This is a genomic window from Actinoallomurus sp. NBC_01490, assembly GCF_036227085.1.
In the GTDB taxonomy this organism is placed as follows: Bacteria; Actinomycetota; Actinomycetes; order Streptosporangiales; family Streptosporangiaceae; genus Actinoallomurus; species Actinoallomurus oryzae.
Genome location: NZ_CP109433.1, coordinates 11240803 through 11265315 on the forward strand (window position 1 = coordinate 11240803; position 24513 = coordinate 11265315).

Sequence of the window (24513 nt, forward strand, 5' to 3'; positions counted from 1 at the left end):
GACGCGCCCCTGCGGTGACCCCTCCGACGAAGGAGGGCTCATGACCGTTCGTATCGTGCTGGTCAGCCACGCGGCCACCGCCACGACCCGGCAGGCCCGCTTTCCCGGTGACGACGAACCGCTCGACCCGCGCGACGCCGAGACGGCGACCGCCGGACAGGGAGTGCTGCGCCGCGTCACGACGACCTACCGGGGTCCGGAGGAACGCTGCCGGCAGACCGCCGACGCGCTCGGACTCGACGCGGTCGCCGACCCCGCGCTGGCCGACCTGGACGCCGGTGCCTGGCGGGGTACGACCCTCGCCGAACTGGAGGCGAGCCACCCCGCGGACCTGTACGCCTGGCTGACCGACCCCGGCGCGGCCCCGCACGGCGGCGAGTCCGTGTCCGCGCTGGTCGCCCGCGTGGCGCGCTGGCTGAACGAACTCCCCACCGGCCCCGCCCGGATCGCGGCCGTCACGCACCCCGCGGTCGTCCGCGCCGCCGTCCTGCACACCCTGGGCGCCCCGCCGGAATGCTTCTGGCGTCTGGACGCCGGCCCCCTGACCCAGACCTGGCTGAGCCGCGACGGCGGACGCTGGCGGCTACGCGAGACCGGTCACCCGCTGATCCCCCGCGGCCGCGCCTCCTAGGGCGCGTCTCAGGTCTCGTCGTCGCCCCAGACGCCGGTGACCAGGCGGATGTAGTGGCCGGCGGGCGGCAGGCCGGGGTCCGGTGCGGCGCCGAGCATGGCCAGGGACAGGTGGGCGTGCGTCTCGGCGACTTCGGCGAGGGCGTGCCGGCCGCCCGCGGTGTACCAGTTGGCGACGCCGCTGCACATCTGCAGCAGGGCGAGCCGCGCCACCGAGGGGTCCGGGACCTGGAACGTGCCGGACGCCTGGCCCTTCTCGATGACCGATTCCCACAGGTCCTCGTACTCGTCGCGGAGCGCGACGATCGGACGGCGGCGCTCCGGCGAGAGCGCGCGCAACTCGGTGTCGACCACGAGCGTTTCGGACCGCCGCAGGGCATGAGCCACGACATGGGTCTGCACCAGGCCGTTCATCGCGGCCACCGGTGAGGGTGACTCCGTCAGGACCTGGCCGGCCGCGGTGAGCAGCCGGTCCAGGCTCGTCTGCATGATGTCGACGAGCAGGTCTTCCTTGGTCCCCATGTAGTGGTAGAGCGTCGCCGAGGACAGGCCGGCCGCGTCGGCCAGCTCACGGATGCCCGTCCCGTGGAAGCCCTTGGCGGCGAACAGCGCGACCGCGGCGGCGCGGACCCGGCCGTCCGGCTGGGGCGGCCGGCTCACTGGACGTTCCACCGGTAGCGGGTCCAGCCGCCGACGGGCTCGGCGCCGATGCTCCGGTAGAAGCTCTCCGCCGCGTCGTTGCCGTGCGCGACGTCCCATTCGAGGCGGCCGCGGGTCAGCGACCGCAGGGCGGACAGCAGCTCGCGGCCCAGGCCGTACCGCCGGTACTCGGGCTTGATGTACAGGTCGTCCAGCCAGATGCCGGGCCGGGTGTCCCAGGAGGAGAACGTCGGGTACCACAGCGCGAACCCGGCGACGGCGTCCGGCTCGTCCGGTGGCGAGGCGATGTGGGCCCAGGCGACCGGATGCTCCCCGAACAGCGCCTCGTAGGTCTCCTGCCGGTCCAGCCGCACCCGGTCGGCGACGCCTTCGTGCGCGGCGTGGGCCAGCAGCAGGGCGCAGATCTCCTCGAAGTCGGCGGGTTCCGCGGGTCGTACGGGCATCAGACCTCCTCGAGCCGTCCGCCGACGAGGGTGGCCAGCACGCGGATGCCGGCGATGTCCTCGGTGGCGGTGGACGTGGGATCCGCGGACAGTACGGCGAGGTCCGCGAGCTTGCCGGGGGTGATGCTGCCCTTGCGGCGCTCCTCGAACGCGGCGTGGGCCGAACCGAGGGTGTAGGCGTGCAGCGCCTCCAGGGGGGTGACTCCCTCCTCGGGGACGAACGGCCGACCGCTCTCGGTCCGGCGGCCGACCATGGCGTGCATGCCGAGGAGCGGAGCCCCGCGTACGACGGGCCGGTCGGAGCTGCCGGGGACGACGAGGCCGGCGTCCAGGAGGGAACGGTGCCGGTAGCACCAGCGCACGCGTTCCTCTCCGAGCGCCGCGCGCATGCCGTCGCCGATCTGGCCGACGAAGGTGTGCTGGGGCACCGGGATGACGCCCAGCTCGGCGAGGCGGGCGACCTGGCCGGGGCCGGCCACCCCGCAGTGTTCGATGCGGTGCCGGGGATCGGGGCGCGGGAACCGGGTCTGCGCCTCCTCGAAGGCGTCCAGGACCAGGTCGATGGCACGGTCGCCGATGGCGTGCGCGGCCACCTGCCAGCCCGCCGCGTGCGCGCCGACGATGCGTTCCCGCAGCTCTTCGGCGGGGAGCTGGAAGTAGCCGCGGTTGCCGGGCTGGTCGGCGTAGTCGTCGTGCATCGCCGCGGTCCGGCCGATGAGCGAGCCGTCGGCGAACACCTTCACCGCGCCGAGCCGCAGCCGGTCGTCGCCGAACCCGGTGCGCAACCCCAGGTCGAGCCCGAGCGCGCCCGGGGCTCCCTCGATCGGGTGGATGGTGTCGCCGGTGGCCATCAGGCGTACCCGGACGCCGAGTGCGCCGCCGTCGAGGGCGTCCTGATAGGCGGCGGCCTCGGTCGGTGAATGGCCGATCCAGCCCAGCCCGATGCCGGCCTCGGTGCAGGAGGTGATGCCCTCGGCGCGGTAGTGCTCGCTCGCGGCGGCGATGGCCTGGACGAGCTGCTCGCGCGGCAGCGGGTACCGCAGGTCGCGGACGAGCTGCTGGGCCGCCTCCTCCAGGAGCCCGGTGTCGGGGTGGACGACGCCCCCGTCCGGCGGCCGGTCGCCGATCTCGCGCAGCAGCCGGCCGCCCACCACCGACATGTGCGCGGAGGTGTGCCGCAGCCAGACCAGGTGGTCGGGCGCCACGGCGTCCAGGCGGTCGCGGTGCGGGTGGCCGCCGAGCTTGTTCTGGTCGTAGCCGGAGCCGATGATCCAGGTGCCCGGCGGCTGGCTGCGGGCGCGCTCGGCGACCGCGTCGTACACCTGCTCCAGGGTGTGCGTCGGCGGGGTGGACAGGTCGAGCTCGGTCAGCGAGAGACCGAAGAGGATCATGTGGTTGTGCGCGTCGTCGAAGCCGGGCACGACCGTCGCTCCGGCCAGGTCGACGACGTCGGCGGCGGTGACGCCGTCCAGCTCGTCGTCGAGGGCCACGATCCGGCCGTGGTGGATGCCGATCCGCCGGGCCGAGGGGCGGGCCGGGTCCACGGTGACGGCCGACAGGTTCGTCAGGATCGTGTCGATGCGCATCAGGTCACGTACCTTTCGGCGAGCGCGCGGAACCAGGGGCTCCACGGCTCGGCGCCCGAGGAGCCGATCTTGACGATGGTGCGCCGGCCGGTCGCGTACGCCGGCGTCCCGGCGGGGCTCGCGCAGCGGAAGCGGTGGACCGCGCTGGTGGTGCCGACCCGGTCGAGCCACAGCTCGACGCGCATCGCACCCGGTGCGACGACCGGAGCGTGGAACTCGATGGCGAACGCGCGTACGGCGTACCGCAGGTCCTCGTGCCGGTCCTCCAGGCGCCGCCAGCCCATGCCCTCGGCCTCGTTCCAGGCCGACAGGGCCCGTTCGACGTGGACGGCGAAGCGGCTGTTGTGCAGGGTTCCGTTGGGGTCCATCTCGTCGAAGAAGACCGGGCTGTCCCACGCGAAGTGGGCCTTCTCGCTCATGTCTCCTCCTTGACCAGACGTACCCGCCCGCTCATGCGCGTCGTCCGGTCGTAGGCGCCGGCGGCCTCGCGGGGCAGCGCGCCCTTGGCCACGCGCTGGGAGGCCGTCATCGGCAGTTCGTCGCGTAGCTCCCAGTAGCGCGGGACCTTGAAGTAGGCCAGGCGCTCGTCGCAGTAGGCGGCCAGCTCGGCGGCCGAGACCGTGCCGTCGGTGGCGACGTACGCCTTGGCCTCCTCGCCCCGCAGTTCGTCGGGGACCGGCACCAGCGCCGCGGCGCGGACGGCCGGATGCCGCAGCAGGACCTCTTCGACCTCGGTGGCGGAGATGTTCTCCCCGCTGCGCCGGATCATGTCCTTGAGCCGCCCGGTGTAGTAGACCCGGCCCTGCTCGTCCATCCGGCCCAGGTCACCGGTGTGGAACCAGCCGCGGCGGAACGCACGCGCGGTCGCCTCCTCATGCCCGAGGTAGCCGTCCATGAGGCCGATCCCGCGCAGGACGATCTCGCCGACCGAGCCGCGTTCGACCGGCTCGTCGGCCGGGTCGACGATGCGGACGTCGCGGTGCGCCAGCGGCCGTCCGATGCAGCCGGTGCCGACGGTCTCGTCGTGGTCGTCCGGCTCGACCCGCAGGTCGGCCCCGGTCTCGGTCATGCCGAACGCCTCGTACCAGGGCACGCCCCAGCGCTCCTCCAGCTCGCGGTGGAGCGTGGGCGGGATCGCCGAGCACTGGATCGCGCGCACCGCGTGGTCGCGGTCGCGCGGGTCGGACGGCATCCGCAGCAGCAGCGCCGGCATCATGCCGAGGCAGTAGAAGTAGGTCACGCCGTACTCACGGACCTTCGCCCAGAAGGCGGCCGGGTGGAACCGGTCCAGCACCACCAGGTGGGCGCCGGAACGCAGCCCGGCCAGGACGTTCCACTGCGGGTCGATGTAGGAGAACGGCTGGCAGGTGAGCATGACGTCGTTCTCACCCAGGTGCGGGAAGGCCGTCACCATGCTGTCGGCCAGCGCCGTCCAGTAGCGGTGCGAGAGCAGGCAGCCCTTGGGCAGGCCGGTGGTGCCGGAGGTGTACTGGATGTTGAGCAGGTCCTCGGGCCGGCTGCGGTCCAGCGGAGCCTCCGCCTCCGGCGCCGGGTCGCCGAGATAGTGGACCGGTACGCCGAGCCGGTCGGCCAGCTCGGCGTGTGCGCCGGTGGTGACCAGCAGCTTCGCCCCCGAGTCGGTCAGCACGTGCCCGGCGTCGTGCGAACGGTAGTTGAGGTTGACCGGGACCAGGGTGGCGCCGAGGCGGGCCAGGGCCAGCCACAGCAGCGGGAAGTCCGGGATGTTCGGCAGGAGCGCCGCCACCCGGTCGCGGCGCCGTACGCCCAGCCCCGCGAGCGTCCGGGCGAGGGCGGCGCTGCGGTCGGCGACCTGTCCGAAGGTGAGCGACTCCCCGGTCTGGTCGAAGGTCCACGCCGTACGGTCGGGCCGGCGTTCGGCGGCCCGCAGGACCAGCGTCGCGACATCCGTGATCGTCATCGGCCGCGCCACTCCTCCTGAGCCCGGTCCGCCTCACCGGCGTACTCGGTGAGCTGCGCGTCGGCGACCTCGCGGGCGAACGCGTCCTCGACCGTGCCGTCGATGCCCTGGTCGATGGCGTGCTTGGCCAGGGCGAGGGCGTACGGCGGCTTGGCGGCCAGGTCGGCGGCGACTTCCAGCGCGGCCCGCTCGTGCTCGCCGTCAGGGACGACCCGGGCGACCAGCCCGTACCGGGCGGCCTCCGCGGCGCCGAAGTGCTCGCCGAGCAGGATGAGCTCCTTGGCCTTGAGCGCGCCGACGGCGGACGTGAGCAGCCGGGAGATCCCGCCCGTCACGCTCAGCCCGACCCCGACCTCCGGGAAGCCGAACCTGGCGTTCTCGGCGGCCACCACCAGGTCGCAGCCCAGGGCGAACTCACAGCCCGCACCCAGGGCGTACCCGTGCACCGCCGCGATCACCGGGAACGGAGCGCGCCGGATCTCCCGCGTGACCTCCTGGATGCGGTCCAGGCGCTCGCGGCTCGCCCCGGCCTCCAGGACCGGCGCCTCGGCCTTCAGATCATGGCCCGAGCAGAACGCCCGGCCGTTGCCGGCCAGCACGGCGGCCCGTACCCGCTCCGCCCGCGCCCGCGCCAGGGCCCGTACGAGCTGGTCCACCAGTTCGGGGACCACGGCGTTGAGCCGGTGCGGGCGGTTGAGCCGGATCCGCGCGACGCCGTCTTCGACGGCGAACTCCACCACAGACGTCACCGCGCCCCCCATGCTCTGACCGGCGCAAAGGCCTCTATCGATCGATCGATAGGCTATGCGGGGCCGTCGTCAGGCGTCAACGAGACCGGCGGCGCAGCAGATAGGTGTCCATGATCCAGCCCTTACGGCGCCTGGCCTCCGCGCGGAGCGACACGATCCGATCGGCGACCTCGGACACCGGCCCCGACACGAGGATCTCGTCCGGGGTGCCCAGGTAGGCGCCCCAGAAGATTTCGGCATCGGGCTCGGTCAGCTCGGCGAAGGCGGTGTGCGCGTCGAGCATCACCACCACGTCGTCCGCGCCGGCCGGCCACCCTCGCGCGAGGCGCCGGCCCGTCGTGATCTGCACCGCCCCGCCGACCTGGTTGAGTCCGGTCCCGTGCCGCGCCGCGAGGGCCGAGACGCTGCTGATACCGGGGACGACCTCGATCTCGAACGGCAGGTCGCCGCGCTCACGGACGTCGGCGAGGATCGCCAGGGTGCTGTCGTACAAAGCCGGGTCGCCCCACACCAGGAACGCGCCGGTCTCCCCGTCGTCCAGGTTGTCCGCGACCAGCCGCGCGCAGACGTCGGCGCGGCGGCGGCGCCAGTCGTCCACGGCCTCCGTGTACGCGGAGGCCGTACGGTCGCGGTCCGGGTCGCGTCCCCACACCATCCGGTAGTCGCGATCGCGCACGTACCGGTCGAGGATCTCCTGCCGGAGGTCGGTCAGCTCCTGCTTGACCGCGCCCTTGTCGAGCACGAAGAACACGTCGACGCGGTTGAGAGCGTTCACGGCCTGCACGGTCACCTGCTCGGGATCGCCCGCGCCGATGCCGATCACGATGATCTGCCTCATGCCGCTCAGTGTGTCGGTTTCGGCCGACGCCGACACAGGGGGGCATTCGGGGCGAGCCCTACCATGCGGGGATGCGCGTCCTGCTGCTCGGCGGCACGAATGAGGCCCGGCGGCTCGCCGCGGGGCTCACCCGGCGAACGGGATTCGACGTGATCACCTCGCTGGCCGGACGCGTCGCCGAGCCCGCGCTGCCGGCGGGCCGTACCCGCGTCGGCGGCTTCGGCGGCACCGACGGCCTCGCCGCGTGGCTGACCGCCGAACGCATCGACGCGGTGGTCGACGCCACACACCCGTTCGCCGCCGAGATCACCGCCTCGGCCGTGACCGCGACCACGCGGACCGGTGTCCCGCTGCTCGTCCTGCGCCGGCCCGGCTGGCACGAGGGACCGGGCGACGACTGGCGCCGGGTGCCGTCACTCGCGGCCGCGGCCGATCCTCCCGGGGACCGGGTCTTCCTCACCACGGGCCGGGACGGCCTCCCGATCTTCGCGGGCGACGACCGCCGCTGGTTCCTCCTGCGGTCCGTCGAGCCGCCGCCGCCTCCGCTGCCACCGCGCTCGACCGTACTGCTGGCGCGCGGCCCGTACACCGTCGAGGGGGAACTGGAACTGATGCGGCGGCATGCGGTCGACGTGCTCGTCACCAAGGACAGCGGCGGCGAGATGACCGCGGCCAAGCTCACCGCGGCCCGGCTGCTGGGCCTGCCGGTCGTCATGGTCGACCGTCCACCGATGCCCGCCGCGCCGGCGGTGACGACCGTCGAGGCCGCCGAGGCCTGGCTGGAACGACTCTTTCAGACCGACACCTCGCCCGGGCACTGATGGGTCAGGCGCAATTCAGTACGCCCCCGCATGCCGATGTTCGCCCGTTCGCCTCTATGGTTTACCGATGGCGTCGGTCAAGCAGTTCCAGGTCACCTTCGACTGCGCAGAACCTGAGCGCGTCGCTCGTTTCTGGTGCGAGGCGTTGGGGTACGTCGTCCCGCCGCCACCGGAGGGGTTCGCCGGCTGGGACGATTACGATCGCTCGCTGCCGCCTGAGCGTCAGGGCTCGGCGTTCGCATGCGTCGATCCCTCAGGCGTGGGCCCGCGACTGTTCTTCCAGCGCGTTCCCGAGGGAAAGGTCGTCAAGAATCGGGTGCATCTCGACGTGCGGGTCGGCACCGGCCTCGTGGGTGAAGAGCGCCTGGCCGCACTCGAGGCCGAGTGCGCACGACTGACCGCACTCGGCGCGGTACGCGTGCAACTGCTGCTCGCCGATGGCTACAACGAGTCGTGCCTCGTGATGCGGGACATCGAGGGCAACGAGTTCTGCCTCGACTGAGCAGGCCCGAGGGCCTGGGTGCTAGCCTCCAGGAAGAGCGAACCGCATCCCAGCAGAAAGGCACTCAAAAATAGCGCCTCAAAACCCGTTCTCCGCCGGTTGCGCGTGGATCGAAGGTAGTTTCCTACCCATTCATGATGCTCGGATTCCCCTTCTCGATGCGGGTTTCACCAGATCAGACCTCACCTATACGACCGTTGCGGTATGGAGCGGTCGATTCTTTCGGATCGACGATCATATAGATCGACTATTCCTGGGATGCGAACGCATCCGCATCACTCCGGTCGTCACAAAAGAAGAGACAGTGGCCATCATGGCAAAGGCTGTCCAGAAAACAGGACTCCGCGAAGCCTGCGTCACGGCCGTCATCACCCGAGGTGTCCCCAAGCCCGGTGAGCACGATCCCCGCAGGTGGGAACCACGGCTCTACGTTTACGCGACCCCCTTCTTGTGGATCGTGCGGCCAGAGGCTCAGGAGCGCGGCACCGACGCGGTCGTCACCCGTCATACCCGCCGCATTGCGCCGGACGCCGTCGACCCGACCGTGAAGAACTTCCACTGGGGCGACCTGGTCCGCGGCCAGTTCGAGGCATTTGACAGGGGAGGGTCGGTGGCAATTCTCCCTGATGGAAACGGACTGGTGACCGAAGGAGCCGGATTCAACGTATTCGCGATGGTCGACGGCTGTCTTCACACGCCTGCACGGGGCGTCCTCGAAGGCATCACGCGTCGCACGGTAATCGAAATTGCGATGGATGCGGGCATCGAGGTCCATGCGGGTGACGTGCGTGTCAACGATCTGTATCGAGCGGCCGAGGTCTTCATCACCAGCACGGCGGGTGGTGTCATGCCGGTCGCGACCCTCGATGGGAAACCCGTCGGGCAGCAGGCACCTGGCCCTGTCACGGAGAGGATACGGACACGTTATTGGGAACTTCATCACGACCCCGCGTACACGCGAGAAATCATCTACGAATAAAAGCGTCCATCGGATCTCGCCAACGCCTATCGTGAACTCATGGATCGTCGGCGGTATCCGCGTTCTGGTGCCCGTCGGGATCGCGGGCCAGGGGCGAGCCATGCACTTCAGCGTCCGCGCGATGTCATCGGCAACGCCAACGTCGTCATCGCCGGTCTCTTCTCCGCCAAGCGCAGGGACCATGTCGATCTCATGGACGAGCTTGAGGCCGAGGTGACGAAGCTCGGCGGCGTAGTGGCAGCTCGCTTCGTCCAGCGTCGTGGTATCTCGGGGGACAAGAAGGGACACTCCCCCGGCGGCAGGGCGAGCATGGAGCAGCCCTACTCAGGGCGGACGCTGATGAGCACCGGCAAGATAGAGGAGATGGCCGAGGCGTGTGCTCATGTCCGCGCCGACGCGGTCGTCTTCTACAACGAGTTGACCGACCGGCAGCGCAAGTGCCTAACGGCGATCTTCGGGCGCGCGGTGTTGACCCTTCAGGACCTGCAGCAGACAGCTGGACACAGGCCGTAGGACACCGGGGCGCGCGGTCGGCCAGAGGTCCGCGCGTCCCGGGAAGACGTGGACGACGCGGCTCGCGGTCTCCGTGGTCCCCTGCCTTCGCAGAGGGCGCGACAGGGCTATCCGGGTGGCCCACTTGTTGACCGTGTTGAACGTCGCCGGGGCGACGATGACCGCATCCGCCGCAGGCAGCTCTTTCGGCTCGCCCGGCATGCGGTAGTCGCTTCGCACCGGCTCACCGGTAGAGCGCGACAGCCGGTCGACGACCGGAGGTCCCGACCGTAGCGACGGTCGAAGCCGCCGAGGTCTGGCTGGAACGACTCCTTGACCGGCACCGGGGGGCGGGCGCCGACCCGGGCGGTGAGGAGTACCGGACGAAATCCGCTGCCGGTGCCTTCGGAACCGCCCCACCTTCCCCTGGCGAACCGGAGGAAAGCGGGGCGGTGTGTTTCACGAGGGCCCGGCCGTGATCAGCCGGAGCGGTGCCGTCAGGGCCCGACCCGCTCGAAGCGGAACGAGGTGCGGCCTCCGCCCGGCCCGGGAAGAATCTCGGCGATGCTGCTCAAGCCTGCCTGGTTGAGCCGCGTGGCCTGCAACACGATCCGCGTGGGCCGGGTCACTCTGATCTCGTCGTCGATCGGGGCCGTCGCGCGCTGCCCGATCGGCCGATCCCAGGGATTCATGTCGACCAGGTGATCGACGAGGCGCGTGGTGTTGGACAGGACGGTACCCGTCGTGGCGTCCGCGAGCCGGGCGAGAATGACCAGGTTGATCGGCGGTGTCCCCCAGAGCCGCCCCTGGACGTTCACGTCGACGTGGTACCGCCCGGCCTGCGGGAGTATGACCTGCAGCGGGGTGTTGACCCAGCGCCCCGATGCGTACGGCTGGAGATCGAATGTCGTGTTCAGGTAGGCGATGTCTCCCGGCAACGCCTGGGCGATACGGCTCCCACCGGCGCCGGCCGTCGTCGCCGGTACCTGGTGGCGCTGAGATGGTGCCGCGGAGATGGCATTGGCGTGGGCCGGAATGGCGGCAAGCCCGAGCAACGCGGTGGTTCCGGCGGCGGCCATCAATCGACGCATGAATATACCCCCTGGTGAGAGTGTGGAAGATGGAATCGGCAGGGTCTGTACCCGAGAAGATCTCCGTTATTCACACAGGGTCATTAATCCGTGTGCGGACAATATGCGGCCCGCGTCCGACATATTTCCATGTCGCACAAGACGTCTACTTTAAAGGGCTATCAACACATCTGGGAAGTTTTTTCGCATGACGTCGAATTAGGGAGACTGCGGCGGCCATAGAAACACTCACGCCTGATCCACCACAGTCCGCAACGACCGCTTTCGGTCACGTGTCGGTTACGTATAGCGATCATGCCTCCCGATCGCTATCTTTCGATGCCACCAGGACCTGGAAGAACACCGGTTCCCCCTGTCGTCGATCCTCCGGCTTACACCCCGGCACCTCGCCGGGTCCCCCCGAATGGAACGAAAATGATGTCTGACGTGACACGCGCGGCGGCAAGCCGCAAGGCGGTGCTGATGGCCGCCACATTCCTGACCGGTCTGGGAATGTTCACCATCACGGCGGCGGCCCATGCGGACGTTCCCGGCCCGACCCCTCCAGCGCGGCTGGGCAACAGCACCTGCATCGGCGAACTCCACCTGAAGGTGACGCACTTTACGGGAGAAGCGGAAAGCGCACGCGGCTCCATCACCTTCACCTCGTGCACGGTGGCCGGCCGACCCGATATCACCCACGCGATCGCGAAGATCACCGGTTCGGCGACCGGAACCCCCGACGATGTCACCATTCACGAAACGAACACGATGACGTGGCTGAATGCGGCCGGCAATCCCGTCGCCACCCGCAAGCTGGCCATCGTCCGTACCCTGCTCGGCCCCGACCCGGACAACATGCTCACCATCGCCCGCGCCGCGAAGACCGACCAGTTCGTCGGCGTGCCCGGCGCTGCGGCGTCCGCATCGCTCAATATCACCGCGGGCCGTGCACAGCGGCACCCGGCCGGAGGCGGCGCCTGGTGGTACACCAACCAGAGCGCCGGCGACGACGGCAGCGCCGCACTGGCGCTCTGCGACGCCATGCCAGACGCCACCCCACAGCAGCAGCAGAGCAAGCTCGAGTGCTACGAGGCCGCTTCCGGCGGCTGAAGCCGCCGAAGCATCGCGACCACCGGTGCGGACCCTGGGACCCGGTCAGGGGAACAGCGACCGTACCGCCTCCTCCGAGCGGCCGATCACGGCGGTTCCGTCGTCCGCGGTGATGATCGGCCGCTGGATGAGGATCGGGTGTTCGGCGAGGGCATCGATCCATCGGCTTCGGGTCGCGGCGTCACGCGGCCACTGCTTCATCCCCAGCTCGGTGGCGACGGCCTCGCCGGTCCGGGTGATGTCCCAGGGCTCCAGCCCGAGTCTGGCGAGGACGTCCTCGAGTTCCTCCACCGTCGGCGGGTCGTCCAGGTATCGGCGCACGGTGTAGCCGGCCTGCTCGGCGTCCAGCAGGGACAACGCCGAACGGCATTTCGAGCATCTCGGGTTGATCCAGATTTCCACCGACAACAGCCCTTTCCTCATCCGAACAGCGCAGCCCTACGTCCTCGGATTATTCCGCCCGGAGGGCACCCACTCTGTGGTCACTCCTCCAGCCCGCAGTGAGTGTCGCGTCGTGCTCGCGTTCCCGCTTCCACATCTCCCGGTACGGGCCCGGGCGGGACAGCAGGTCGGCGTGCGTGCCGCGGTCGGCGACGCGGCCGTCGGCCAGGACCAGGATCTCGTCGACCGCCGCCAGGCCGGCCAGGCGGTGGGTGACGAGCAGGGTCGTACGGCCCTCGGTGGCCGTGAGCAGGTCGGCGGTGAGAGCGTCGGCGGTCGCGACGTCGAGGTGCTCGGCCGGCTCGTCCAGCAGCAGGATCGGGAAGTCGGCCAGCAGCGTACGGGCCAGGGCGATGCGCTGCCGCTGGCCGCCGGAGACCCGCGCGCCGTGCTCACCGACGTACGTGTCCAGGCCGGCGGGCAGCGCGGAGACCCAGTCCAGCAGCCGGGCGCGGCGCAGCGCGTCGCATACCTGCTCGTCGGTGGCGTCCGGGCGGGCGAGGCGGACGTTCTCCCCGATCGTCGTGTCGAACAGGTGCACGTCCTGGCCGCACACCCCCACGGCGCGCCGTACGTCGTCGCCGGCCAGTTCGCACAGGTCGACGCCGTTCAGCGCCACCTCGCCGCCGGCCGGGTCGAGCAGGCGCAGCAGCACCGTGGTCAGCGTCGTCTTGCCCGAGCCGCTCGGCCCGACCACCGCGCACCGGCGCCCCGGCGCGAGGTCGAGCGAGACTCCGTCCAGCGCGTACGGGCCGCCGGGCGTCCACCGGGCCCGCAGGTCCCGGACGCGCAGGGTGTACGGCGGCGCGGGCAGGGGCTCCGGCGCGGCCGGTTCGCGTACGGCGTCGGGGCGGTCGAGCACCGCGAAGACGCGGTCCGCGGACCGCCGGACGCCGCCCAGGGACCGCGCGGCGAGCGGCAGGCCCGCCACCACCTCGAACGCCGCCAGCGGCAGCAGCACGACGACCGCGAGCAGCACCCCGTCGAGCCGCCCGGACCGTACGGCGGGCACGCCGACGGCCAGCGCGCCCCAGACGGCCAGGCCACCGGCCAGCGTCGCCAGCGCCGCGCCCGCGCCGGCCGAGGCGGAGGAGCGAGCCGCCGTACGGGTGTACGCGCGGTCCAGCCGGGCGGCCTCGGCGAGCCGCTCGGGGGCCGCCCCGTACGCGATCAGCTCGGGGGCGCCGCGCAGCGTGTCGACGACGTGGGCGGTCAGCTCGCCGCGCAGCTCCGCGCCCCGGCTCTCCGCGCGCCGGGCGACGACCGCGGACAGCCACGGGGCCAGCAGTCCGGCGGCCAGCAGCGCGGCGAGCAGGATCGCGCCCGCCGAGGGCAGCAGCGCCCAGGCGAGCCCGACCGAGGCGCCGCCGACGACCGCGGCGGTGGCGCCGGGCAGCAGCACCCGCAGGTACAGGTCCTGGACCGCGTCGACGTCGGCGACGAGCCGGCCGAGCAGGTCGCCGCCCCGCATCGGTCCCGGGGCCGGTTTCACAGTCGCGTGGTCCTGCCCCGCGGCGTCCGGACGGCGCCTCTCGGTCGAGGGTCCGGCCGCCTTGCGAGGCGGCACCTGGACGCCCTCTACGGACGGGGACTGCGCGACAGGCCCCTGGCGCTCCAGCCGCTCGTACACCCGGGCCCGCAGGTCGGCGAGTACGCGGAACGTGGCGTCATGGCTCGTCAGCCGCTCGGCGTAGCGGAAGACGCCGCGCCCGATGCCGAACGCCCGTACCGCGACGATCGCGACCATGAGCGTGAGCACCGGCGGGTGCTGGGCGGCGCGGGAGATGAGCCAGGCCGACGTGGCCATGAGCGCCACCCCGGAGCCCAGCGCGAGCACGCCGAAGAGCAGCGCGAGAAGCAGCCGCGCCCGCGGCGGCCTGACCAGGGTGAACGTCCTCACGCCGCCACCTCCACCGGCTCGATCCGCACCGTGCGGTCGGCGAGTGCCGCGAGCGCGGGGCGGTGGGCGACGACGACGGCCGTACGCCCGGCGGCGGCCCGCCGGATCGCCTCGACCACGGCCGCCTCGCTCTCCGCGTCGAGGTTCGCGGTCGGCTCGTCCAGCAGCAGCAACGGCGCGTCGCGCAGGAACGCGCGGGCCAGCGCGACGCGCTGCCGCTGACCGGCCGAGAGCCCCACACCGCCGTCGCCGAGCCGGGTGGCGAAGCCGTCCGGGAGCGCCTCGACGAACTCCAGCGCGTTCGCGGCGGACGCCGCGCGCCGTACGTCCTCGTCCGTCGCGTCCGGGCGGCCGAGCCGGATGTTGTCGGCGACCGTCCCGGCGAACAGGTACGGCCGCTGCGGCACCCAGGCGATCCGCGCCCGCCACGCGTCCGGGTCGAGGGCCGCGACGTCGGCGCCGTCGATGAGGACACGGCCGGTGTCCGGGCGGACGAAGCCGAGCAGGACCGCGAGGAGCGTGGACTTGCCGGCGCCGCTGGGCCCGGTGAGCGCGACCGTCTCGCCCGGGTGGACGGTCAGCGAGAGGTTCGCGAGCGCGGGCGCGTACCCCACGGTGACGCCGCGCAGCCGGATCGCCGCCCGGGCCGGGTCCGGCACGTCGGTGAGGGTCCCGGCCGGGGGCGCCGGCGTCTCGATCACCTCGAAGATCCGCTCCGCGGCGGTGAGGCCCTCGACGCTCGCGTGGTACTGCGCGCCGACCTGCCGCAGCGGCAGGTACGCCTCCGGCGCCAGGATGAGCACGAGCAGCGCGGTCCGCAGGCCGATCTCGCCGTTCACCAGCCGCAGCCCGATCGAGACGGCGACCAGGGCGACCGAGAGGGTGGCGAGCAGTTCGAGGACCAGCGCGGACAGGAACGCCACTCGCAGCGTGGCCATGGTCGCCCTGCGGTACCGGTCGGTGACCTCGCGCACGGTCCGCGCCTGCGCCTTCGCCCGGCCGAACACCTTCAGCGTCGGCAGGCCGGCGACGACGTCGAGGAAGTGGCCGGCGAGCATCGACAGCGTCCGCCACTGGCGGTCCATCTTCGCCCGGGTGGACAGCCCGACGAGAATCGCGAAGACCGGGATCAGCGGCAGCGTCAGCGCGACGATCAGCGCCGACACCCAGTCGCCGGACAGGATCCGCAGCCCGACCGCGATCGGCACGATGACGGCGAGGACGAGCTGCGGCAGGTAGCGGGAGAAGTAGCCGTCCAGCGCGTCGATGCCCCGCGTGGCGACCGTGGCCAGCTCCCCGCCCCGCTCGCCGGACAGCCAGGCCGGGCCGAGCCGCACGGCCTGGGCCAGCAGCCGCCCGCGCAGCTGCGACTTGACCGCCGCCGACGAACGGTGCGCCGCGACCTCCTGCAGCCACGCGACGAACGCCCGGCCCGCCACGACGCCGAGCAGGAGCAGCAGCGGCGTGCGCAGCGCGGCGAGTGACGCGCCGCCGAGGAACGCCCGGGCGATCAGGTCGGCGAGCAGCGTGGCCTGCGCGATGACCAGCCCGGCCGTGGCGCCTCCCAGGGCCACGGACAGGGCCAGGTAGACCCGGGTCGTGCGGGCGTACCGCAGCAGCCGGGGGTCGAGCGGCTTCATCGGACCGGCTGCGGGGTGTGGGGCTGCTGCGGGGCGTGCGGCACGCCGATCCGCCAGCGGAACACCCAGTAGGTCCAGCCCTGGTAGAGCAGCACCATCGGCGTGACCGCCAGCGCGACGATCATCATGATCTTCAGCGTGTACGGCGAGGCGGCGGCGTTGGCCGTGGTGAGCCCGTTCGCCGCGGCGATCGTGGACGGCATGACGTGCGGGAACAGCGCGAGGAACATCGTCACGACGGCGAGCACGATGGCCGCGCCGGTGCCGGCGAAGGCCCAGCCCTCGCGGCCCCGTGCGTTCGCCAGCGCCGCGCCGGCCAGTGCGAGGGCCGCCGCCGCGACGGCCGGCCACGTCACGGGCTTGCCGTACAGCAGCTGGGTGAGCAGCAGGTACGCCCCGCCGACCACGATCGCGGCGGCCACGGCGACGCGCGCGATCCGGCCCGCCCGCCGCCGTACCTCGCCGGTCGTCTTGAGCGCCACGAAGACCGCGCCGTGCAGGACGAAGAGCGCGAGCGTGGCGGCCCCGCCGAGCAGCGCGTACGGGTTGATCAGGTCGGCGACGGTCCCGGCGTACTCGTGGGCGGCGTTCAGCGGCACCCCGCGCACGAGGTTCGCGAACGCCACGCCCCACAGGAACGCCGGCACGAGGCTGCCCCAGAACAGCGCCCGTTCCCAGCGGCGGCGCCAGGACGCGTCGTCGCGCTTGCCGCGGTACTCCAGCGCGACGGCGCGCACGATCAGCGCGAGCAGGATCGCCAGCAGCGGCAGGTAGAAGCCGCTGAACAGCGTGGCGTACCACTCGGGGAACGCGGCGAACGTGGCCGCGCCGGCGACGATGAACCACACCTCGTTGCCGTCCCAGACCGGGCCGATCGTGCCGAGGACCACGCTGCGTTCGGCCTCGTTCCGGCCGAGCGCCGGCAGCAGGACGCCGACCCCGAAGTCGAAGCCCTCCAGGAAGAAGTAGCCGGTCCACAGGAAGGCGATGATGATGAACCAGACGGTCGTGGCGGCCATGGCGCGCTCCTCTTTCTCCAGGCCTCTCAGTAGGCGAACGTGAGCGACGGCTCGGCGCGGTCGTCCCCGCCGAGGACTTCCTCCTCCGTCGGCGGACCGGCCTTGGCGTACCTGGCCAGGAGCCGCGTCTCGATCACCAGGAGCACGCCGTACAGGACGGTCAGCGACAGGAGCGAGACGAACATCGAGGTGGCGCCGACGCCCGGCGAGACGCTCGCGGACGTCTTCAGCACCCCGTACACCGACCACGGCTGGCGGCCCATCTCGGTGAAGATCCAGCCGGCCGAGTTGCCGATGAACGGCAGGGTGAGCGAGACCACGCCGGCCCGCCACACCCAGCGGTTCGCGGGGAGCCGCCCGCGCCGGGTCAGCCACAGGCCGAGCAGGGCGATGCCCGCCGTGAGGAACCCGATGCCGGCCATGATCCGGAAGTTCCAGTACACGAGCGGGACGATCGGCCGGTACTCGCCCGCGCCGTACTTGGCCTGCTCGGCGGCCTGCACGTCGTCGATGCCCAGCACCTTGCCGTCGAAGTGGCCGGTGGCCAGGAACGACAGCACGCCGGGCACCTTGACGCTGAAGACCTCCCGGCCTCCGTCGAGCGTGCCGACGGTGAAGATCGAGAAGGAGGCGGGCTTTTCGGTGGTGTACAGCGCCTCGGCGGCGGCCATCTTCATCGGCTGCTGCGCGGTCATGACCTTGCCCTGCTGGTCGCCGGTGACGGCGACGCCGAGCGAGGCGACGAACGTGACGACCAGTGCCATCCGCAGCGACGGCCGGAAGACCTCGACGTGCCGGCCCCGGGCCAGGTGCCAGGCGCTGATCCCGACGACGAACAGGCCGGCGGTGACGAAGGCGGCGGTGATCGTGTGCGGGAAGGCGACGAGCATGGTCGAGTTGGTCAGCACGGCCCAGAAGTCGGTGAGCCGGGCGCGGCCGGTGGCGGTGTCGAGGTGGTAGCCGACCGGGTGCTGCATCCAGGAGTTGGCGGCGAGGATGAAGTACGCCGACAGCAGGGTCCCGACCGAGACGATCCAGATGCAGGCGAGGTGGATCCGCTTGGGCAGCCGGTCCCAGCCGAAGATCCACAGACCGAGGAAGGTCGACTCGACGAAGAAGGCGAGCAGGCCCTCGATCGCGAGCGGCGCCCCGAAGATGTCACCGACGAACCGGGAGTAGGCGCTCCAGTTCATCCCGAACTGGAACTCCTGCACGATGCCGGTCACGATCCCCATGGCGAAGTTGATCATGAAAAGCTTGCCCCAGAACTTGGTGGCGCGCAGGTAGTGCGGCTTGCCGGTGCGCACCCACGCCGTCTGCAGCCCCGCGACGAGGGCGGAGAGCCCGATCGTCAGAGGGACGAAGAGGAAGTGGTAGACGGTCGTGATCCCGAACTGCCACCGGGCGATGTCGAGCGGATTCATCCCGCGGCCCCCATCTAACTACTACCGCGTGTAGTACTACGTCTCGTCGTACACACTACCGACTGTAGTACTACGCACCGTAGTAATCTTGGCCACACCGCCGCGCGGCGCCTCCGGCGGTCGAGGGCGCCCCCGGAGCGCCCGCCCTCCGGTCCGAATTCGCCGTTGCGGACGACCGGACCGCTGGCCGACGGTGCGCCCCTTCGGCCGCAAAGCGCGAGAATGACATTAAAGAGTGACGAACCGTAGCGCCGGAACTACGAAAGCACTACTATTTCGTTCCCCCGCGCCGACCGGATCTTGGTAGGAACCGGACGGACATCGCGGCTGAGGCGAGGGAACACGAGATACATGCGCGAGCACCTGGGACGGCGAAAACGAATGACATTCGCCTTTTGTCGCTCCCGCCGCGTCGCCGCGCAGGTCCCGGCAGAGCCGGAGGCCATTGTCGTTTCCCGCGCCGAACGACGAGCGGACGTCGAATTAACGGCGATTTCCTGAGCCTGGGCGGTCTCCCCGACGCGCGGTGGCCCGGCTCACGCCTCCGGATGCTCCGATCCCGTACCAACCGCCGACGAGGACCTGATCGATGTCAGCACACGTTCCAAGCAGCCAACGGGCGGGGCGCCCGCCGATGGACCGTACCCTGCTCGTCCTGCTGGCCGCCGTGATCGTCACCGGCTGCGGCTGCCTGGCGGCGACGGCCTCCGTACCGGCCGGCGATCGCTCCCTCGTGGCCACGTACACCGGGGTGGCCTCGCTCGCGCTGTGCGCCGCGCTCGCCTTCGCCGCCTACGGGTTCCAGACCGCACGCGAGCTGCGCGGCCGCATCGCCACGATGAACGCCGAACTCACCCGGCTGGCCGACGAGACGCTGCCCGCCGCGGTCCAGCGGCTGCGCGACGGGGCGTCCTCGGACACCGTCCTGGCCTCGGTCGTCCAGCCCGCCGGCGCCGCCCACCGGCGCATCCTGCGGGCCCTCGTCGACGAGGTCGGCCGGGGAGAGCGCATGCGCGCGGCGGCCATGTCGGCCTGCGCCAACGCGGCCGGCCGCGTCCAGGCGCTGTCGACCAGCATGCTCGCCGACCTGCGCGAGATGGAGGACCGCCACGACGAGAAGACCCTCGGCGACCTGCTCAAGCTCGACCATGCCACCGCCCAGGCGGGACGCCTGGCGGACAGCATCGCCGTGCTCACCGGCGCCCGCTCCGGCCGGCGCTGGACCAAGCCGATCGTGATGGAGAGCATCCTCCGGGGCTCGGTCGGGCGGATCAGCGCCTACCAGCGGGTCCGCATCCACTCGACCAGCACGGCGGCGATCGCGGGCTACGCCGCCGAGGGCGTCATGCACGCCCTGGCCGAGCTGATGGACAACGCGACCAGCTTCTCGCCTCCGTCCGAGGAGGTGCACGTGTACGTCGAAGAGGTGCAGACGGGCATCGTGGTGACCGTCGAGGACGGCGGACTGGCGATGAGCCCCGCCGCGCTCGAACGCGCGGAGCGGGCGGTGTCGGCGGAGACGCTGGACCTGACGACGCTCTCCGGCACGCGTCTCGGGCTCGCGGTCGTCGGCTGCCTCGCCCGCAAGCACGGTCTCACCGTCTCCTTCCGCCCGTCGTCGCGCGGCGGCACCGGAGTGGTGGTCATGATCCCGCGGCAGCTCATCACGCAGCGGCCGCCCGAGCTCGCCCCGGCCGGCTCTCGCGGCATGGGGACCGGCCACCGTACGGAGACCGCCTCCGGCCGGAGCGACGGCGCCCCGGCCGCCACCGCGACCCTCACCGCGCCCGAGGCCGTGGCCTCCGCCGATGCGGCGGAGCCGGCCGCCTCATCGCCCGGTACGCCGGAGGCCGAGAGCGACACCACCGGGGAGAACATGATCGCCGGATTGCCGAAGCGTCGAAGGGGACAGACGCTCGCGGCGGCGTCGGCGTCGTCGGCCACGCCCGCCGGCGCGCCGAAGGACAGGCCCGCCAAGTCCGTCGACCCCAGCGCCAAGTTCAGCGCCTTCCACGAGGCCGGTCGTCGCAAGCGGACGGCGAATGACGCGCACGCCTCCGAGGCGGACGACGCCTGAACGCCCGGCTCGCCCGCCAGACCGGAATGTAACGACAAGAGATTGGAGGCAGGGGGCATGCCTCCGGCGCGGAGACCCGGAGCACCTTCCCCGATGAACCGATGAAGACCACAGATCGCGATCTCGACTGGCTGCTGGAGAACCTCCTGGAGAGGACGCCCGCGACCCGGCACGCCCTGGTGCTGTCCAAGGACGGACTCAAGCTCTGCCACACGTACGGGCTGAGCGTCGACCAGGCCGACCAGCTGGCCGCCATCGCCTCGGGCATCCAGAGCCTCGCCTACGGGGCGTCCGCGGAGTTCGGCGACGGCTCCGGCGGCCTCCGCCAGTCCATGACCGAATTCCACGGCGGGCTGCTCTTCATCGTGGAGGCCGGCGAGGGCGCCCACCTGGCCGTCGTGGCGACCGAGGAGGCCGACGTCGGCATGATCGGGCACAACATGCACGAGCTCGTCGAGCAGCTCGGTGAACACCTGGTCGCCGCTCCCCGGCAACCACAACAGGGCACCGGCGCGCGATGACACGGCCCGTCGACAGGGAGGATCCGGACCGGCTGTACATCGTCACCGGTGGCCGCAGCCGGGTGGACGAGAGCTCGATCGACAGCGTCTCTCTGATCGTCAGCGAGTGCGATCCGACGCCGGGCATGCAGTCCGAACACGTGAAGATCCTCCGCATGTGCACCAGCCCCACGGCGGTCGTGGAGATCGCGGCCGAGCTCAGGCTGCCGGTCAGCGTCGTGAAGATCCTGGTGTGCGACCTGCTCGACACCGGCCGGATCACCGCACGCCATCCGTCCACCAGCGCGGTCCCCGCCCGGGCCACCTCCAAGACCAGACTCCCCGAACCCGCCGTTCTGAAGCAGGTGCTCGTTGGACTTGAAAAGCTCTGACCCGGTCACCAGCTCGCCGCTGCCGAGCACTGTCAACAACGCCCTGAAGATCGTCATCGTCGGCGGGTTCGGCGTCGGCAAGACGACCATGGTCCGCTCGGTGAGCGAGATCCGGCCGCTGAGCACCGAAGAGGTCATGACACGGGCCGGTGTCGGCATCGACGACGCGGGCGAGGTGCAGGGCAAGACCACGACCACCGTGGCGTTCGACTTCGGGCGGATCACCCTGAACGAGCAGATGGTCCTGTACCTGTTCGGCGCTCCGGGGCAGCAGCGGTTCTGGTTCCTGTGGGACCGGCTGTTCTCCGGAACCCTCGGCGCGGTCGTCCTCGTGGACACCCGGCGCGTCCAGGACTCCTGGTACGCCATCGACCGTCTCGAGCACCACGGAATGCCGTTCATCGTCGCCCGCAACGACTTCGGCGGGCCGGAGCACCGGGCGGAGGACATCCGGGATGCGCTCGACCTGTCCGAAGACGTTCCGCTGATCGAGTGCGACGCCCGACAACGCGCGTCCAGCAAGAAGGTGCTGGTCACTCTCGTGAACCACCTTTACAGCCTCTCCACCAGAGAACACGCTCCATGACCTCGCCGAGGGATCCCGTGGTCGAGGCGGTTCGCCTTTATGAGCGCATTTACGACGAGCATCCCGTCGCCCTCTACGCGGAGCTGAGGCGCGACCACGGGCCGGTCGTCCCCGTTCTCCTGGAGAACGACGTGTTCGCGTGGCTGGTCATCGGCTACCGCGAACTGCACCAGGTCCTGACCGACCATCAGATGTTCCCCCGTGATTCCCGCATCTGGAACAAGTGGGGCGAGATTCCGCCCGACTGGCCGCTGATGCCGTTCATCGCCTACCAGCCGTCGATGTTCTTCGGCGAGGGGCCCGACCACCAGCACCGGTACGAAGCGGTCGAGCGGGCGTTCGCGAGCGTCGACCCGTTCGAGTTGCAGATCAGGTGCGAGCGGATCGCCGACACGTTGATCAACGAGTTCGCCGGCCGCGGCGAGGCGGACCTGCTGCCCGACTACGCCTACTCGATGCCGGTGCTGGTCCTCGCCGAGTTGGTGGGCGTGCCCACCACGCGGATCGAAAGCGTCGCCGGGGACCTGGTCGAGGCGCTGGACACCAGCGACGGCGCGCTGGAGGCGCACGGCCGGGTGGTCGCCGCGATGCGCGATCTCGTCGCGCTGAAGCAGGAGAACCCGGGCAACGACGTGGCCTCGCGCATCGTCGCCACGCATCCCGGTTCCGCGGAGGGCATCGCCCAGGACCTGGTCGTGGTGATGGTGGCGGGGCAGGAGCCGGTGGCGAACTGGATCGGCAACACACTGCGCCTGATGCTCACCGACGACCGGTTCTCCCTGACCTTGTCCGGCGGTCGCCGCAGCGTCGGCCAGGCGCTCAACGAGGTTCTCTGGGAGGACGGGCCGGTACAGAACGACGTCGGCAGGTGGGCCGCGCGGGACACCGAACTCGCCGGCCGCCGCATCCGCGCCGGAGACATGCTGATCATCGGTATGGCCGGCGCGAACACCGATCCGCACGTACGGCCCGGCTCGGCCACGGGGATCTCCGGAAACCAGGCCTACCTGACCTTCGGGCATGGCAGCCACGGATGCCCGGCGTCCACGCGCGAGATCGCCGAAGTGATCGCGCGAACCGCCGTCGAGGTGCTGCTGGACCGGCTCCCGGACGTCGCGCTCGCCGTGCCCGCCGAAGACCTCGTCTGGCGGACGTCATTCCACATCCGCGGACTGATGGGACTGCCCGTGCGGTTCTCACCGACTCTTGCCCTCGGCGGATCCCTCGCCGACCTGATCGCGGAAAGAAATCATGACTGACCTTGAGCCGTCGTCGGTCCCCACCGCGGGCTGCCCGGTCCACCCCGATGCGCTGCCGCTGTACGGGTCGCGGTTCCTGCGGAATCCGGCGGAGCTGTACCGGGAGATGAGGCAGGAGCACGGGCCGGTCGTTCCGGTGCTGATCGAAGGCGACATCCCGGCCTGGTTCGTGATCGGTTACCGGGAACTCCACCACGTGCTGAGCAACCCGGACGTGTTCGCCCGCGACTGCCGCCGCTGGAACCAGTGGCCGAACATCCCGCCCGACTGGCCCCTGATGCCGTTCGTCGGCTACCAGCCCTCCACGCTGTTCGCCGAGGGGGACGAGCACCGGCGCCGGGCGGGCGCGCTCAGCGACGGTCTGTTCGCCGTCGACCAGTTCGACCTGCGGATGCAGTGCGAGAAGATCGCGGACGACCTGATCGACACGTTCGTCGAGGCGGGCGAGGTCGATTTGATGGCCGAGTTCGCGCACCCGCTGCCGCTGCTGGCCGTCGCCAAGATCTTCGGTCTGCCCGAGCCGGAGACGCCCGGTCTGCTGCGGGACATGATGACCACGGTCAACGGCGGCGAGGGTGCGCTCGATGCGAAGCAGGGCATCGACGCGGCCATGCGGCGGCTCGTGGCGCACAAGGGCGAACAGCCGGGATCGGACTTCACCACGCGCCTGCTGAACAATCCCGTCGGCCTGACCGAAGAGGAGCTCATCCAGGATCTGGTCCTGGTGATCACCGCTGCGCAGCAGCCGATGGCGTACTGGATCGGCAACACCATCCGGCTGATGCTGACCGACGACCGGTTCTCGGTGAACCTCGCGGGCGGTCGCCGCAGCGTCGGCCAGGCGCTCAACGAGGTGCTGTGGGAGGACACCCCCACGCAGAACTACCTGGGCCGCTGGGCCGCCCGGCCCATCGAGCTCGGCGGGCAGCAGATCAAGGCCGGCGACCTGCTCGTACTGGGCCTCGCGGCGGCCAACAGCGACCCGCAGGTACGGCCCGACCCCGAGTCGGCCACCGCCGGGAACCAGGCCATGCTGTCGTTCAGCCACGGCGAGCACCGGTGCCCGTATCCGGCGCCGGAGCTGGCCGAGGTCATCTGCCGAGCCGCCGTCGAGGTGCTCCTCGACCGGCTCCCGGACGTCCTGCTGGCGGTCAAACCCGACGAGCTGGAGTGGTCACCGTCCGTCTGGATGCGCGGCCTGGTCTCCCTGCCGGTGACCTTCGCCCCGTCATACGTCGCCGGGGGCGGCTGACCACCCGGCGGCCGACCAAGCCTCTGAGCGCCCACGTCCACAGCATGGTGCCTGCCGATGTGGGCGCCCAGAGTCATCCCTGTATCAGCGTCCTGTACCAGCGTCAGGCCACGTGCGCTCCCAGTCCGGTCAGGCCCGGTGCCCACGTCCGGTCGCAGCACAAGGTTCTGGTCGTGGTCTCCGCCGTTCTGCCTTCGGTAC

The 24513-nt window shown here is 71.1% G+C and carries 25 protein-coding genes; 12 read left to right on the top strand and 13 right to left on the bottom strand.

The genetic code is table 11. From position 1 onward, the window contains the following. The first annotated feature begins 40 nt into the window (after positions 1-40). The gene (locus OG417_RS51955) at positions 41-631 is read left to right on the top strand and encodes a histidine phosphatase family protein (RefSeq protein ID WP_329246596.1); all 591 of its coding nucleotides are present in this window, start codon (positions 41-43) and stop codon (positions 629-631) included. 8 nt (positions 632-639) lie between these two features. Here OG417_RS51955 and OG417_RS51960 read toward each other — a convergent pair whose 3' ends face one another. From OG417_RS51960 to cobF, 7 genes are all read right to left on the bottom strand, one after another. Beyond that, positions 640-1290 carry a TetR/AcrR family transcriptional regulator gene (locus OG417_RS51960; RefSeq protein ID WP_329246599.1) on the bottom strand — a complete coding sequence of 217 codons (651 nt, stop codon included), beginning with the start codon at positions 1288-1290 and terminating at the stop codon, positions 640-642. After that, on the bottom strand, positions 1287-1733 hold the full coding sequence (locus tag OG417_RS51965; protein ID WP_329246603.1) for a GNAT family N-acetyltransferase: 447 nt from the start codon (positions 1731-1733) through the stop codon (positions 1287-1289). The genes OG417_RS51960 and OG417_RS51965 overlap by 4 nt, the downstream gene beginning before the upstream one ends. Further along, a complete protein-coding gene (locus OG417_RS51970) occupies positions 1733-3319 on the bottom strand; it encodes an amidohydrolase (protein WP_329246607.1) in 1587 nt (528 codons plus the stop codon). Before OG417_RS51970 ends, OG417_RS51965 begins: the two co-directional genes overlap by 1 nt. Beyond that, positions 3319-3738, bottom strand: a complete 420-nt coding sequence (locus OG417_RS51975; protein WP_329246611.1) for an acyl-CoA thioesterase — start codon at positions 3736-3738, stop codon at positions 3319-3321. The genes OG417_RS51970 and OG417_RS51975 overlap by 1 nt, the downstream gene beginning before the upstream one ends. Next, positions 3735-5258 (bottom strand): AMP-binding protein, encoded by a 1524-nt coding sequence (locus OG417_RS51980; RefSeq protein WP_329246614.1) that lies wholly within the window; start codon positions 5256-5258, stop codon positions 3735-3737. Before OG417_RS51980 ends, OG417_RS51975 begins: the two co-directional genes overlap by 4 nt. Next, positions 5255-6007: an enoyl-CoA hydratase/isomerase family protein gene (locus OG417_RS51985; protein ID WP_329246616.1), complete on the bottom strand. Its 753-nt coding sequence runs from the start codon at positions 6005-6007 to the stop codon at positions 5255-5257. The genes OG417_RS51980 and OG417_RS51985 overlap by 4 nt, the downstream gene beginning before the upstream one ends. Positions 6008-6083: 76 nt before the next feature. Continuing rightward, positions 6084-6845 carry a precorrin-6A synthase (deacetylating) gene (cobF, locus tag OG417_RS51990; RefSeq protein WP_329246619.1) on the bottom strand — a complete coding sequence of 254 codons (762 nt, stop codon included), beginning with the start codon at positions 6843-6845 and terminating at the stop codon, positions 6084-6086. A gap of 71 nt (positions 6846-6916) precedes the next feature. Between cobF and OG417_RS51995 the strand changes: the two genes are divergently transcribed. The 4 genes from OG417_RS51995 to OG417_RS52010 all read left to right on the top strand — a co-directional run bounded on the left by OG417_RS51995 (position 6917) and on the right by OG417_RS52010 (position 9660). Continuing rightward, positions 6917-7666 (top strand): cobalt-precorrin-6A reductase, encoded by a 750-nt coding sequence (locus OG417_RS51995; protein ID WP_329246622.1) that lies wholly within the window; start codon positions 6917-6919, stop codon positions 7664-7666. Between the two features lie 67 nt (positions 7667-7733). After that, complete coding sequence (locus tag OG417_RS52000) at positions 7734-8168, top strand: VOC family protein (RefSeq protein WP_329246624.1); 435 nt, start codon at positions 7734-7736, stop codon at positions 8166-8168. 145 nt (positions 8169-8313) lie between these two features. Continuing rightward, positions 8314-9147, top strand: coding sequence for an aminotransferase class IV (locus OG417_RS52005; RefSeq protein ID WP_329263136.1), 834 nt, complete (start codon positions 8314-8316; stop codon positions 9145-9147). A 39-nt stretch (positions 9148-9186) separates the two neighbouring features. Continuing rightward, positions 9187-9660: a hypothetical protein gene (locus OG417_RS52010; RefSeq protein WP_329246627.1), complete on the top strand. Its 474-nt coding sequence runs from the start codon at positions 9187-9189 to the stop codon at positions 9658-9660. Between the two features lie 476 nt (positions 9661-10136). Here OG417_RS52010 and OG417_RS52015 read toward each other — a convergent pair whose 3' ends face one another. After that, positions 10137-10730: a hypothetical protein gene (locus tag OG417_RS52015; protein WP_329246630.1), complete on the bottom strand. Its 594-nt coding sequence runs from the start codon at positions 10728-10730 to the stop codon at positions 10137-10139. Between the two features lie 414 nt (positions 10731-11144). On the opposite strand from OG417_RS52015, the gene OG417_RS52020 reads away from it, so the two are divergent. Continuing rightward, a complete protein-coding gene (locus OG417_RS52020; RefSeq protein ID WP_329246633.1) occupies positions 11145-11822 on the top strand; it encodes a hypothetical protein in 678 nt (225 codons plus the stop codon). A gap of 45 nt (positions 11823-11867) precedes the next feature. Here the strand turns inward: OG417_RS52020 and OG417_RS52025 are convergent, their stop codons facing one another. From OG417_RS52025 to OG417_RS52045, 5 genes are read right to left on the bottom strand one after another with little or no spacing between them, the layout of a single operon-like run. Beyond that, entirely contained in the window at positions 11868-12245 is a 378-nt protein-coding gene (locus OG417_RS52025; RefSeq protein WP_329246636.1) for an arsenate reductase family protein, read from the bottom strand. Between the two features lie 28 nt (positions 12246-12273). Continuing rightward, entirely contained in the window at positions 12274-14163 is a 1890-nt protein-coding gene (cydC, locus tag OG417_RS52030; RefSeq protein WP_329246638.1) for a thiol reductant ABC exporter subunit CydC, read from the bottom strand. Then, on the bottom strand, positions 14160-15803 hold the full coding sequence (gene cydD, locus OG417_RS52035) for a thiol reductant ABC exporter subunit CydD (protein WP_329246640.1): 1644 nt from the start codon (positions 15801-15803) through the stop codon (positions 14160-14162). Before cydD ends, cydC begins: the two co-directional genes overlap by 4 nt. Beyond that, the gene (cydB, locus tag OG417_RS52040; RefSeq protein WP_329246643.1) at positions 15800-16822 is read right to left on the bottom strand and encodes a cytochrome d ubiquinol oxidase subunit II; all 1023 of its coding nucleotides are present in this window, start codon (positions 16820-16822) and stop codon (positions 15800-15802) included. Before cydB ends, cydD begins: the two co-directional genes overlap by 4 nt. Positions 16823-16848: 26 nt before the next feature. After that, complete coding sequence (locus OG417_RS52045) at positions 16849-18246, bottom strand: cytochrome ubiquinol oxidase subunit I (protein WP_329246647.1); 1398 nt, start codon at positions 18244-18246, stop codon at positions 16849-16851. Positions 18247-18880: 634 nt separating this feature from the next. Here OG417_RS52045 and OG417_RS52050 point away from each other — a divergent pair. From OG417_RS52050 to OG417_RS52075, 6 genes are all read left to right on the top strand, one after another. Further along, a complete protein-coding gene (locus OG417_RS52050) occupies positions 18881-20323 on the top strand; it encodes an ATP-binding protein (protein ID WP_329246649.1) in 1443 nt (480 codons plus the stop codon). Positions 20324-20424: 101 nt separating this feature from the next. Then, positions 20425-20844 (top strand): roadblock/LC7 domain-containing protein, encoded by a 420-nt coding sequence (locus tag OG417_RS52055; RefSeq protein ID WP_329246650.1) that lies wholly within the window; start codon positions 20425-20427, stop codon positions 20842-20844. Beyond that, on the top strand, positions 20841-21215 hold the full coding sequence (locus OG417_RS52060) for a DUF742 domain-containing protein (protein WP_329246653.1): 375 nt from the start codon (positions 20841-20843) through the stop codon (positions 21213-21215). Before OG417_RS52055 ends, OG417_RS52060 begins: the two co-directional genes overlap by 4 nt. Beyond that, positions 21196-21801, top strand: coding sequence for a GTP-binding protein (locus tag OG417_RS52065; protein ID WP_442875633.1), 606 nt, complete (start codon positions 21196-21198; stop codon positions 21799-21801). The genes OG417_RS52060 and OG417_RS52065 overlap by 20 nt, the downstream gene beginning before the upstream one ends. After that, positions 21798-23060: a cytochrome P450 gene (locus tag OG417_RS52070; RefSeq protein WP_329246657.1), complete on the top strand. Its 1263-nt coding sequence runs from the start codon at positions 21798-21800 to the stop codon at positions 23058-23060. Before OG417_RS52065 ends, OG417_RS52070 begins: the two co-directional genes overlap by 4 nt. Beyond that, on the top strand, positions 23053-24312 hold the full coding sequence (locus OG417_RS52075; RefSeq protein ID WP_329246659.1) for a cytochrome P450: 1260 nt from the start codon (positions 23053-23055) through the stop codon (positions 24310-24312). The genes OG417_RS52070 and OG417_RS52075 overlap by 8 nt, the downstream gene beginning before the upstream one ends. Positions 24313-24513: the final 201 nt, after the last annotated feature.

Coding starts and splice junctions, on each gene's coding strand:
- OG417_RS52000 (WP_329246624.1), top strand. CDS start 7,734: ATGGCGTCGGTCAAGCAGTTCCAGGTCACCTTCGACTGCGCAGAACCT.
- OG417_RS52055 (WP_329246650.1), top strand. CDS start 20,425: ATGAAGACCACAGATCGCGATCTCGACTGGCTGCTGGAGAACCTCCTG.
- cobF (WP_329246619.1), bottom strand. CDS start 6,845: ATGAGGCAGATCATCGTGATCGGCATCGGCGCGGGCGATCCCGAGCAG.
- OG417_RS51970 (WP_329246607.1), bottom strand. CDS start 3,319: ATGCGCATCGACACGATCCTGACGAACCTGTCGGCCGTCACCGTGGAC.
- OG417_RS52060 (WP_329246653.1), top strand. CDS start 20,841: ATGACACGGCCCGTCGACAGGGAGGATCCGGACCGGCTGTACATCGTC.
- OG417_RS51975 (WP_329246611.1), bottom strand. CDS start 3,738: ATGAGCGAGAAGGCCCACTTCGCGTGGGACAGCCCGGTCTTCTTCGAC.
- cydD (WP_329246640.1), bottom strand. CDS start 15,803: ATGAAGCCGCTCGACCCCCGGCTGCTGCGGTACGCCCGCACGACCCGG.
- OG417_RS52020 (WP_329246633.1), top strand. CDS start 11,145: ATGATGTCTGACGTGACACGCGCGGCGGCAAGCCGCAAGGCGGTGCTG.
- OG417_RS52025 (WP_329246636.1), bottom strand. CDS start 12,245: ATGAGGAAAGGGCTGTTGTCGGTGGAAATCTGGATCAACCCGAGATGC.
- OG417_RS51965 (WP_329246603.1), bottom strand. CDS start 1,733: ATGCCCGTACGACCCGCGGAACCCGCCGACTTCGAGGAGATCTGCGCC.
- OG417_RS52050 (WP_329246649.1), top strand. CDS start 18,881: ATGGACCGTACCCTGCTCGTCCTGCTGGCCGCCGTGATCGTCACCGGC.
- OG417_RS51980 (WP_329246614.1), bottom strand. CDS start 5,258: ATGACGATCACGGATGTCGCGACGCTGGTCCTGCGGGCCGCCGAACGC.
- OG417_RS52045 (WP_329246647.1), bottom strand. CDS start 18,246: ATGAATCCGCTCGACATCGCCCGGTGGCAGTTCGGGATCACGACCGTC.
- OG417_RS52015 (WP_329246630.1), bottom strand. CDS start 10,730: ATGCGTCGATTGATGGCCGCCGCCGGAACCACCGCGTTGCTCGGGCTT.
- OG417_RS51955 (WP_329246596.1), top strand. CDS start 41: ATGACCGTTCGTATCGTGCTGGTCAGCCACGCGGCCACCGCCACGACC.
- OG417_RS51995 (WP_329246622.1), top strand. CDS start 6,917: ATGCGCGTCCTGCTGCTCGGCGGCACGAATGAGGCCCGGCGGCTCGCC.
- OG417_RS52070 (WP_329246657.1), top strand. CDS start 21,798: ATGACCTCGCCGAGGGATCCCGTGGTCGAGGCGGTTCGCCTTTATGAG.
- cydB (WP_329246643.1), bottom strand. CDS start 16,822: ATGGCCGCCACGACCGTCTGGTTCATCATCATCGCCTTCCTGTGGACC.
- OG417_RS52075 (WP_329246659.1), top strand. CDS start 23,053: ATGACTGACCTTGAGCCGTCGTCGGTCCCCACCGCGGGCTGCCCGGTC.
- OG417_RS52010 (WP_329246627.1), top strand. CDS start 9,187: ATGGATCGTCGGCGGTATCCGCGTTCTGGTGCCCGTCGGGATCGCGGG.